At 69.9% G+C, this 11,379-nt stretch carries 6 protein-coding genes, 1 tRNA gene and 1 pseudogene; 7 read left to right on the top strand and 1 reads right to left on the bottom strand.

The features are described from left to right. The 6 genes and pseudogenes from trpA to AC1DY2_RS01020 form a co-directional block, all read left to right on the top strand. On the top strand, window positions 1-631 hold a 631-nt coding region (gene trpA / locus AC1DY2_RS01045), incomplete at its 5' end, for a tryptophan synthase subunit alpha (RefSeq protein ID WP_476760723.1). Between the two features lie 58 nt (window positions 632-689). After that, window positions 690-1,700, top strand: a complete 1,011-nt coding sequence (gene lgt / locus AC1DY2_RS01040) for a prolipoprotein diacylglyceryl transferase (protein ID WP_476760722.1) — start codon at window positions 690-692, stop codon at window positions 1,698-1,700. 109 nt (window positions 1,701-1,809) lie between these two features. Then, entirely contained in the window at window positions 1,810-6,387 is a 4,578-nt protein-coding gene (gltB, locus tag AC1DY2_RS01035; RefSeq protein WP_476760721.1) for a glutamate synthase large subunit, read from the top strand. 77 nt (window positions 6,388-6,464) lie between these two features. Then, window positions 6,465-7,922: a glutamate synthase subunit beta gene (locus AC1DY2_RS01030; protein WP_476760720.1), complete on the top strand. Its 1,458-nt coding sequence runs from the start codon at window positions 6,465-6,467 to the stop codon at window positions 7,920-7,922. A 75-nt stretch (window positions 7,923-7,997) separates the two neighbouring features. Next, window positions 7,998-9,413: a pyruvate kinase gene (pyk, locus tag AC1DY2_RS01025; RefSeq protein ID WP_309978780.1), complete on the top strand. Its 1,416-nt coding sequence runs from the start codon at window positions 7,998-8,000 to the stop codon at window positions 9,411-9,413. 129 nt (window positions 9,414-9,542) lie between these two features. Then, window positions 9,543-10,277, top strand: a pseudogene (locus AC1DY2_RS01020) (alpha/beta fold hydrolase); the annotation flags it as partial. Between the two features lie 235 nt (window positions 10,278-10,512). Here AC1DY2_RS01020 and AC1DY2_RS01015 read toward each other — a convergent pair. Further along, a tRNA-Leu gene (locus AC1DY2_RS01015) sits at window positions 10,513-10,598 on the bottom strand. 36 nt (window positions 10,599-10,634) lie between these two features. On the opposite strand from AC1DY2_RS01015, the gene AC1DY2_RS01010 reads away from it, so the two are divergent. Continuing rightward, the gene (locus tag AC1DY2_RS01010) at window positions 10,635-11,243 is read left to right on the top strand and encodes an ANTAR domain-containing response regulator (RefSeq protein WP_159602535.1); all 609 of its coding nucleotides are present in this window, start codon (window positions 10,635-10,637) and stop codon (window positions 11,241-11,243) included. Window positions 11,244-11,379: the final 136 nt, after the last annotated feature.

Genomic DNA, 11,379 nt, shown 5'->3' with positions numbered 1-11,379 from the left:
GCCCTATTCAGACCAGGTCATGGACGGCCCCGGCAGCCAGGCGTCGACCCAGCAGGCACTCCGCAACGGCTTCCGGCTCGCGCACGGGTTCGAGGCGGTGCGCCGCATCACCGAGCGCACGGATGCCCCGGTGCTGATCATGACCTACTGGAACCCCGTCGTGCAGTACGGGGTCGACCGCTTCGCGGACGACCTCGCCGCGGCCGGGGGAGCGGGCCTCATCACCCCCGACCTCATCCCCGACGAGGCGGCCGACTGGATCGCCGCCTCCGATCGCACCGGGCTCGACCGGGTGTTCCTCGCGGCGCCCACCTCCACCGACACGCGCATCCGCCAGGCGGTCGAGGCCAGCCGCGGCTTCGTCTACGCGGTCTCGACCATGGGCATCACGGGTGCCCGCACCGACGTCGACCAGGCGGCGCGCACGCTCGTCTCCCGGCTCGCGGATGCCGGCGCGCCGGCGAGCTGCGTGGGCCTCGGCATCTCTACGGCCGCCCAGGTGGCCGAGGTGCTCGAGTACGCCGACGGCGCGATCGTCGGCTCGGCGCTCGTGAAGGCCCTCGCCGAGGGCGGGGTCGCCGGGGCCGGCGAGCTGGCCGCAGCCCTCGCGCGCGGCACGCGCTCGGAGTGAAGTACGCTGACTGGGGCCTGACGGGCCACCAGTCGCATGAGGAAAGGCAGCAGCCCGAGTGATCGCACCGCTCAGCATCCCGAGCCCCGACTACGAATGGCAGATCTGGGAGATCAACCTGTTCGGGTTGCAGCTCAACATCCACATGTACGCGCTGTGCATCCTGGTCGGCATCATCCTCGCGGTGGTCATCACCTCGCGGCGCCTCACCAAGCGGGGCGCCGAGCCCGGCGTGGTCCTCGACATCGCGCTGTGGGCGGTGCCGCTCGGCATCATCGGTGCGCGCATCTACCACGTGCTGACGCACCCGAACGACTACTTCTACGAGGGCGCCAACGTCTGGAACCCCTTGCAGCCCGGCGCGATCTGGAACATCTGGGAGGGCGGCAACGCGATCTACGGGTCGCTCATCGGCGGCGCGATCGGCGTCTGGATCGGATGCCGCATGACCGGCATCCGGTTCTGGTCCTTCGCCGACGCCCTCGCCCCGGGCCTCCTCGTCGCCCAGGCGGCCGGACGCCTCGGCAACTGGTTCAACCACGAGCTGTTCGGCATGCCCACCGACCTGCCCTGGGGCCTCGAGATCGAGTCGTCGAACGTGGCGTTCCCGGGCGGCCTGCCCGACGGCACCCTGTTCCACCCGACCTTCCTCTACGAGATCATCTGGAACCTCGCGGGCGCGGCGCTGATCATCCTCCTCGAACGTCGCCTCAACCTCCGCTGGGGCAAGGCGTTCGCGATCTACCTCATCTGGTACGGACTCGGCCGCTCGTTCTTCGAGGCGATCCGCGTCGACCCGAGCGAGATGTTCCTCGGGGTGCGCGTGAACGTCTGGGCGTCGTGGGCCGCGGTCATCCTCGGCATCGTGATCCTCATCGTGCAGCGGCGCCGGCACACCGGCGACGAGCTCTCGCCCTACGTTCCGGGCCGTGAATGGAAGCGCCCCGACCCTGAGGTAGACTCGGACGAAACCGAGTCCGACTCCGACTCTCTCGACGATGGCGTCGAGGGCGAGAACAGCACGGGCGAGACGGCAGCCACAAGCTCGAGCCGTTCTACCTCCGCGTAGCGCCCCATCTCCCAGTTCTCCGACGCGACGCCGCACCATGCGCCGCGACATCCCTTCGAAGGGCCGACGACGTCCCCTGCTGCCTAACTAGTTGATGAGGACGGTCCACGTGTCGCTCACTCCACCCTTCTCGAGGTTCAGTCTCGTTCCCGACGCCCAGGGTCTCTACGACCCGGCCGCCGAGAAGGACGCCTGCGGCCTCGCGATGGTCGCGACCCTCCGGGGCTCAGCCGGACACGACATCATCACCGCGGCGCTCGACGCCCTGCGCCACCTCGAGCACCGGGGTGCCGTGGGGTCCGACGCGGGCACCGGCGACGGAGCGGGCATCATCACCCAGGTGCCCGACGTGTTCCTGCGCGCGGTCGCACCCTTCACGCTGCCCGCCGCCGGCTCCTACGCCGTGGGCAACGCCTTCCTGCCCGTCGACCCGACCGCGCGCAGCAGCGTCAAGCGGCGCTTCGCCCAGCTCGCGGCATCCGAGGGCCTCGAGGTGCTCGGCTGGCGAGAGGTGCCCGTGCGTCCCGACGAGCTCGGCACCCTCGCCCGTGCGGCCATGCCGGTCGTGCAGCAGCTCTTCGTGCAGTCGTCCGCGACCACGTCGGAGGGTGCCCGGCTCGAGGGCATCGCGCTCGACCGGCTCACGTTCCGGCTGCGCAAGCGCGCGGAGCGCGAGCTCGAGCTCTACTTCGCGTCCCTGTCGTGCCGCACCCTCGTCTACAAGGGCATGGTGACCACGCTCCAGCTGGAGCCGTTCTACCCCGACCTCTCCGACGAGCGGTTCGCATCGAAGCTCGCCCTCGTGCACTCGCGGTACTCCACGAACACGTTCCCGTCGTGGCCGCTCGCCCAGCCGTTCCGGATGATCGCGCACAACGGCGAGATCAACACCATCCAGGGAAACCGCAACTGGATGCGCGCGCGCCAGTCGCAGCTCGAGTCGGAGCTGCTCGGCGACCTCGACCCGATCCTCCCGATCGTCACGCCCGGCGCGAGCGACTCGGCCTCGTTCGACGAGGTCGTCGAGCTGCTGACCCTCTCGGGCCGCAGCCTGCCGCATGCGGTCATGATGATGGTGCCCGAGGCCTGGGAGAACCAGACCGAGATCGATCCCGCCCGCCGCGCCTTCTACGAGTACCACTCGATGCTCATGGAGCCGTGGGACGGCCCGGCGGCCATCGTGTTCACCGACGGCTCGCTCGTCGGCGCCACGCTCGACCGCAACGGCCTGCGTCCCGGCCGGTACATCGTCACCGACGACGGCCTCGTGGTGCTCGCGAGCGAGATCGGCGTGCTCGACATCGACCAGTCCAAGATCGTGCGCAAGGGCCGCCTGCAGCCCGGGCGCATGTTCCTCGTCGACACCGAGGCCGGGCGGCTGATCGAGGACGACGAGATCAAGGCCGACCTCGCGGCATCCGAGCCGTGGGGCGACTGGCTCGAAGAGGGTCGCATCCGCCTCTCGGAGCTGCCCGAGCGGGAGCACATCGTGCACCCCCCGGCATCCGTGAACCGTCGCCAGCGCACCTTCGGCTACACCGAGGAGGAGGTAAAGATCCTCCTCACGCCCATGGCGAAGACCGGGCAGGAGCCGCTCGGTGCGATGGGCTCCGACACGCCGATCGCCGTGCTCTCGCAGCGGCCGCGCCTGCTCTTCGACTACTTCACGCAGCAGTTCGCGCAGGTCACCAATCCGCCGCTCGACTCCATCCGCGAGGCCGTGGTCACGTCACTCGGCTCCTCGCTGGGCCCCGAGCGCAACCTCCTCACCGCAGGTCCCGACCACGCCCGCCAGGTGTCGCTCGACTTCCCCGTCATCGACAACGACGAGCTCGCGAAGATCGTGCACATCGACCCGCGGGTCGGCGCGCGCACGACGAAGACCCTGAAGGGGCTCTACCGCGTCGACGACGGGCCCGAGGCCATGCGGGCGCGACTCGACGAGATGTGCGACGAGGTCGACGAGGCCATCGAGGAGGGCGCGTCGTTCATCGTGCTCTCCGACCGCGACTCCAACAAGGACCTCGCGCCCATCCCCTCGCTGCTCATGCTCTCGGCCGTGCACCACCACCTCATCCGGTCGGAGACCCGCATGAAGGTCGGACTCGTGGTCGAGGCCGGCGACGTGCGCGAGGTGCACCATGTCGCGCTGCTCGTGGGCTACGGCGCCTCCGCGGTCAACCCGTACCTCGCGATGGAGACGTGCGAAGACCTCGTGCGAGCCGGCGTGATCACCGGCGTCACCCCCGAGCAGGCCGTGCGCAACGTCATCAAGGCGCTCGGCAAGGGCGTGCTGAAGATCATGTCGAAGATGGGCATCTCCACCATCTCGTCCTACGCCGGCGCCCAGGCCTTCGAAGCGGTCGGGCTCGCGCAGGACTTCATCGACGAGTACTTCACCGGCACGACCTCGAAGCTCGGCGGCGTCGGCATCGACGTGGTCGCATCCGAGAACCTTCACCGCCACCGCGTGGCCTACCCCGAGGACGCCGCCGTGCGCGCGCACGAGCGGCTCACCACGGGCGGCGAGTACCAGTGGCGCCGCGACGGCTCACCGCACCTCTTCAACCCCGAGACGGTGTTCCGGCTGCAGCACGCCACGCGCAACCGCCGGTACGACGTCTTCCGCGAGTACACCTCGCTCGTCGACGCGCAAGCCGAGGAGCTCATGACGCTTCGCGGCATGTTCGCGCTGCGCACCGGAGCCCGCCAACCGGTGCCGATCGACGAGGTCGAGTCGGTGGAGTCCATCGTCAAGCGCTTCTCGACGGGCGCGATGAGCTACGGATCCATTTCGAAGGAGGCGCACGAGTCGCTCGCCATCGCCATGAACCGGATCGGCGCGAAGTCGAACACCGGCGAAGGCGGCGAGGACCTCGACCGGCTCCTCGACCCCGAGCGCCGCAGCGCGATCAAGCAGGTCGCGTCAGGCCGGTTCGGCGTGACGAGCATGTACCTCACGCACGCCGACGACATCCAGATCAAGCTCGCGCAGGGCGCCAAGCCCGGCGAGGGCGGGCAGCTGCCGCCCACCAAGGTCTACCCTTGGGTGGCACGCACCCGRCACGCGACCGCGGGCGTCGGCCTCATCTCGCCGCCCCCGCACCACGACATCTACTCGATCGAAGACCTCAAGCAGCTCATCTTCGACCTCAAGCGGGCCAATCCCAAGGCGCGCGTGCACGTGAAGCTCGTGAGCCAGTCGGGCATCGGCGCGGTCGCGGCCGGCACGGCCAAGGCCCTGGCCGACGTCATCCTCGTCTCGGGGCACGACGGCGGCACGGGCGCGAGCCCGCTGAACTCGCTGAAGCACGCGGGAACACCGTGGGAGCTCGGCCTCGCGGAGACCCAGCAGACGCTCATGCTGAACGGCATGCGCGACCGGGTGGTCGTGCAGGTCGACGGCCAGCTGAAGTCGGGTCGCGACGTGATCATCGGCGCGCTGCTCGGTGCGGAGGAGTTCGGCTTCGCGACCGCGCCGCTGGTGGTGCAGGGCTGCGTCATGATGCGGGTCTGCCACCTGGACACCTGCCCGGTGGGCGTCGCGACGCAGAACCCCGAGCTGCGCAAGCGGTTCTCGGGCAAGCCCGAGTTCGTCGTGAACTTCTTCGAGTTCATCGCGCAGGAGGTGCGGGAGTACCTCGCGCAGCTCGGCTACCGCTCGCTCGACGACATCATCGGGCGTCGCGACCTCCTCGACGTCGACCGCGCGGTCTCGCACTGGAAGGCGGCGGGGCTCGACCTCACGCCGGTGCTCGTCGGCCCCGACTTCTCGGAGTCCGAGCCGCGGCGCAACCTACGGCACCAGGACCACGAGCTCGACCAGCACTTCGACAACGAGCTCATCCGCCGCAGCCGCATCGTCCTCGACGCCGGCGGCACCGTGCAGATCGAGCTGCCGATCAAGAACACCGAGCGTGCCGTCGGCACGATGCTCGGGCACGAGGTCACCGTCCTGCGCGGCGAGCACGGCCTGCCGCCGGGCTCCATCGACGTCACCCTGACCGGCTCCGCCGGCCAGTCGCTCGGCGCGTTCCTCCCGAGCGGCATCACGCTCCGCCTCGAGGGCGACTCGAACGACTACGTCGGCAAGGGGCTCTCGGGCGGACAGCTCGTGCTGCGTCCCTCGAGGGACAGCGGATTCGTCGCCGAGCAGAACGTGATCGCCGGCAACGTCATCGGCTACGGCGCAACCCGCGGCAGCATGTTCATCCGCGGCATCGTCGGCGAGCGGTTCCTCGTGCGCAACTCGGGAGCGACCGCGGTCGTCGAGGGCGTCGGCGACCACGCGCTCGAGTACATGACCGGCGGCCTCGCGCTCATCCTCGGCGAGACCGGGCGCAACCTCGGCGCTGGCATGTCCGGGGGCACGGCGTACGTGCTCGGCCTCCACGAGGACCGGGTGAACCGCGAGTCGCTGAGCTCGGGTGAGCTCGAGCTGCACCCGCTCGGCAGCGCCGACCGCGAGATCGTGCGCGACCTGCTCGAGCAGCACCTCGAGACCACGGACTCCGCGGTCGCCGCCAGGATCCTCGCCGAGGGGGATGCCGCGCTCGACCGCTTCACCAAGGTGCTGCCGCGCGACTACGCGGCAGTGCTCCGCACACGGCAGAGCGCCGTCGACGAGGGGCTCGACCCCGACGGCGACGTCGTGTGGACGCGGATCCTGGAGGTGACCGGTGGCTGACGCATCCGCGATGCCCATCGGCATCGACGACTTCTCCCCGAACCGAGCACTGCTCGTCGAACGCATGGAGGTGACGGGTGGCTGACCCGAAGGGCTTTCTGAAGGTCACCGAGCGCGAGCTGCCCAAGCGGCGTCCCGTGCCGGTGCGCATCATGGACTGGAAAGAGGTCTACGAGCAGGGCGACCCCGCCCAGCTCCGCCGGCAGGCCGGACGTTGCATGGACTGCGGCATCCCGTTCTGCCATCAGGGCTGCCCGCTCGGCAACCTCATCCCCGAGTGGAACGACCTCATGTGGCGTGGCGAGGGCCGCGCGGCGATCGAGCGCCTGCACGCGACGAACAACTTCCCCGAGTTCACGGGCCGGCTGTGCCCGGCGCCCTGCGAGTCGGCGTGCGTGCTCGGCATCAACCAGCCCGCCGTGACCATCAAGCAGGTCGAGGTCTCGATCATCGACCAGGCGTTCGGCAACGGCTGGGTGCAGCCGCAGCCCCCCGGACGCCTCACCGGCAAGACGGTCGCGGTCGTCGGGTCGGGACCCGCCGGCCTGGCGGCCGCGCAGCAGCTCACGCGGGCCGGGCACACGGTGGCGGTCTTCGAGCGCGACGACCGCATCGGCGGTCTCCTGCGCTACGGCATCCCCGACTTCAAGATGGAGAAGAAGCACCTCGACCTGCGGCTCGCGCAGATGACCGCCGAGGGCACCCGCTTCCGCGCGGGTGTCAACATCGGCGTGGACATCACGTGGGAGCAACTGCGGGAGCGGTACGACGCGGTCGTCGTCGCGACGGGGGCCATGGTGCCGCGCGACCTGCCGATCCCGGGCCGCGACCTGCCCGGCGTGCACTTCGCCATGGAGTACCTCACGCAGTCCAACCGCCACCTCGCCGGCGACCAGGTCTTCGACCAGATCAGCGCCGAGGGCAAGCACGTCGTCGTCCTCGGCGGCGGTGACACCGGCGCGGACTGCATCGGCACGGCCCACCGGCAGGGTGCGCTGTCGGTCACCAACCTCGCCATCGGCAAGGAGCCGGGCACGACGCGTCCGGCCGAGCAGCCGTGGCCGATGCATCCGACCGTCTTCGAGGTGCAGAGCGCCCACGAGGAGGGCGGCAACCGCCACTACCTCGCGTCGACGGTCGAGTTCCTCGCGAATGACGCCGGCGAGGTGCGCGCGATCCGCGTGGCCGAGACCGAGTACCTCGACGGCCGTCGCGTGCCCAAGGCCGGCACGGAGCGCGAGATCCCCGCGGACCTCGTGCTCCTGGCCCTCGGGTTCACCGGCCCCGAGACTCGCGAGCTCGACGAGCAGCTGCAGCTCCCGGTCACCGACCGGGGCAACATCGCGCGCGAAGGCGACTACTCGACGTCGCAGCCCGGCGTGTACGTCGCCGGCGACGCCGGACGAGGCCAGTCGCTCATCGTGTGGGCCATCGCCGAGGGCCGCGCTGCGGCATCCGCCGTCGACCGGTACCTTGAAGGCGACACCGACCTGCCCAGCCCGATCCCGGCGCACGCCCGCGCCTTCGCGATCTAGACCCAGCGCGCGCCGACGGCGCGTCGCACGACCACAACCCAGCGCCTCGGCGCGGAACACGGGAGCACACACCAGATGAGACGAGCGAAGATCGTCGCCACCCTCGGGCCGGCGACATCGAGCTATGAGCAGATCCGGGCGATCGTCGATGCGGGCATCGACGTGGCACGGATGAACCTCAGCCACGGCAGCTACGACGTCCACGAGGGCGTCTACCAGAACGTGCGGAAGGCGGCGAACGACTCGGGTCGCGCCGTCGCGGTGCTCGTCGACCTGCAGGGCCCGAAGATCCGGCTCGGCAAGTTCGCGAACGGCCCGCACGAGCTCGCCGAGGGCGACATCTTCAAGATCACGACCGAAGACGTCGTGGGCACGAAGGAGCTCGTCGGCACGACGTTCAAGGGACTTCCCCAGGACGTCAAGCCCGGTGACTTCCTCCTCATCGACGACGGCAAGGTGCGAGTCGAGGTCGTCGAGACCGACGGCACCGTCGTGACCACCCGTGTCATCGTGGCCGGACCGGTCTCGAACAACAAGGGCATCAACCTGCCCGGCGTCGCCGTGAACGTGCCGGCGCTGTCCGAGAAGGACGAGGCCGACCTGCGCTGGGGCCTCGAACTCGGCGCTGACCTCATCGCGCTCTCCTTCGTGCGGAACGCGAGCGACATCGATCGCGTGCACGAGATCATGGCCGAGGTCGGCCGTCGCGTGCCGGTGATCGCGAAGATCGAGAAGCCGCAGGCCGTCGACGCACTCGAGGAGATCACCGAGGCGTTCGACGCGATCATGGTCGCGCGCGGCGACCTCGGCGTCGAGCTGCCCCTCGAGGCCGTGCCGATCGTGCAGAAGCGCGCGGTCGAGATCGCCCGCCGCCTGGCGAAGCCGGTCATCGTGGCGACGCAGATGCTCGAGTCGATGATCCACAGCCCGGTGCCGACGCGCGCCGAGACCTCCGACGTCGCCAACGCGGTGCTCGACGGCGCCGACGCGGTAATGCTCTCGGGCGAGACCAGCGTGGGGGAGTACCCCGTCATCACGGTGAAGACCATGGCGCGCATCGTCGAGTCCACCGAGGAGCACGGGCTGGATCGCATCCTGCCGCTCGGCACCAAGCCCCGAACGCAGGCCGGCGCGATCACTCTCGCAGCGGTCGAGGTCGCCGACTTCGTCGAGGCGAAGTACCTGTGCGTGTTCACCGAGACCGGTGAGTCGGTTCGCCGGATGTCGCGCATCCGCTCGGTCATCCCGATCATCGCCTTCACGCCCGATCCCGCGATCCGGCGGCGGATGGCGCTCAACTGGGGCGTCGAGTCCTACGTGGTGGACCGCGTCACCCACACCGACCAGATGGTCGGCCAGGTCGACGTCGTGCTCGCCAAGACCGGGAAGGCCGTGAACGGCGAGAAGGTCGTCATCATCTCCGGTTCCCCTCCCGGCATCCCCGGCACCACCAACGACGTGCGCGTGCACGTCGTCGGCGAGGTGCTCTAGCCGCTCGCCGTCCGATGGCCCGGCGCTCCGAGGGAGCGACCGGGCCGTCGTGCGTATGTCGTGGATGCGTGACGCCGCACCTCCGTGCCAGACTTCCGTCATGGGGGTCGTGCTGACGGGCAGGAGCGCATGATGTCGACCGGATCGAGTGCAACCGCCGGCCGTGAGCGCCGTGCGCGCCGTGCGCCGAAGCGTCCCTCCACGACGCTCGCCGAGCGGTGGACGACCATCGACGGCATCGACGTGTTCTACCGGGAGTCACCTGTCCCGCCGCCCGGAGCACCGGTGATGATGCACGTGCACGGGTTCGGGCTGTCGGGTCGCTACCTGCTTCCCACCGCAGAGCGGCTCGCCGACGACTTCCACACCCTGGTGCCCGACCTTCCCGGGTTCKGGCGCAGCGGCAAGGCGGCCGACGCGCTGGACGTGCCCGACCTCGCCCACGCGGCGGCGCGGTTCCTCGACGACCGCGGCATCGAACGCGTGACCCTCGTCGGCAACTCCATGGGCTGCCCCGTGATCTGCGAGTTCGCGTACCACTATCCCGAGCGCCTCGAGCGGGCGGTGCTCGTGTCGCCGGCCGGAGGCATCTTCAACCAGCCCCTGCGCCGGGCGATGGGCCAGATCAGCCGCGACGGCACGCGCGAGCCGCCGCAACTGATGCGCGTGGTGACCCCCGACTACCTGCGATTCGGCGTGCCGAGCACCGTGCGCATGTTCAAGGCACTCACGCAGTATCCCTCGCTCGAGCGCATGCTGGCGATGCACATCCCCACGCTCGCGGTGCTCGGCGACCGCGATCCGCTCATGCCCGGCCCCGAGCGCGTGCAGGAGGTGGCGAGCCAGACCGACAACCACGTGCTCATCGTGAAGATCGAGGGGGCGGCGCACGCCATCAACTTCAGCCACTCGGGCGAGCTGGCGCACATGATCCGGCTCTTCATGGCCGACAAGCCCATCGTCGACGACCCCGATTCGCCCGGTCACGCGCGCCTCTACGAGATCCACCGCGGCACGCAGCATCCGCCCGCTCGCGAGGACTKACCGCCGACGGCGAGGTGCACGGATGCCGCGGGCGTGCGCCCGCGGCTCATGCCGATGGTGCCGGTGGTGGGGGTCGAACCCACACGCCCTTTCGGGCAAAGCATTTTGAGTGCTCCGCGTCTGCCATTCCGCCACACCGGCCAGAGGCCTCGCTCAGAATACCGTAGGCTTTCCTGCGTGACTGACAGCGAAGAGACCCAGCCGCCCGCGCCGCGCCGCGTCGTCGTCGCGGAGGATGAGTCGCTCATCCGCCTCGACATCGTCGAGATCCTCCGCGACAACGGCTACGAGGTCGTCGGTGAGGCCGGAGACGGCGAGACCGCCGTGGCGCTCGCGACCGAGCTGCGCCCCGACCTCGTCATCATGGACGTGAAGATGCCGCAGCTCGACGGCATCTCGGCGGCCGAGCGCCTCTCGAAGGGCCACATCGCGCCCGTCGTGCTGCTCACGGCGTTCAGCCAGAAGGAGCTCGTCGAGCGGGCGAGCGAGGCGGGTGCGCTGGCCTACGTCGTCAAGCCGTTCACGCCCAACGACCTGCTGCCGGCGATCGAGATCGCACTCGCCCGCCACGCGCAGATCATCGCGCTCGAGGCGGAGGTCGGCGACCTCGTCGAGCGGTTCGAGACCCGCAAGCTCGTCGACCGGGCCAAGGGCCTGCTGAACGAGAAGATGGGCCTCACCGAGCCCGAGGCGTTCCGCTGGATCCAGAAGGCGTCGATGGATCGCCGCCTCACCATGAAGGACGTCTCGCAGGCGATCATCGAGCAGTTGGCGCCGAAGAAGTAGCGCACAGACCCCCGAATTCCGGATGCCGCGACGACCTGCTCGTCGCGGCATCCGTCGTCTGCTGCCACCCCGCCGCCGACCCTGGTGCGGGCGTCCGCGGCGGCGAATCGGTGTCGGCGGCCGCTTGTAGGCTTGG

The organism is Agromyces sp. P1_H4 (assembly GCF_056405255.1).
Note: the sequence above shows the minus strand (reverse complement) of the source record. Positions and strands in the feature narration are given on the sequence as shown.

Coding starts and splice junctions, on each gene's coding strand:
- pyk (WP_309978780.1), top strand. CDS start 7,998: ATGAGACGAGCGAAGATCGTCGCCACCCTCGGGCCGGCGACATCGAGC.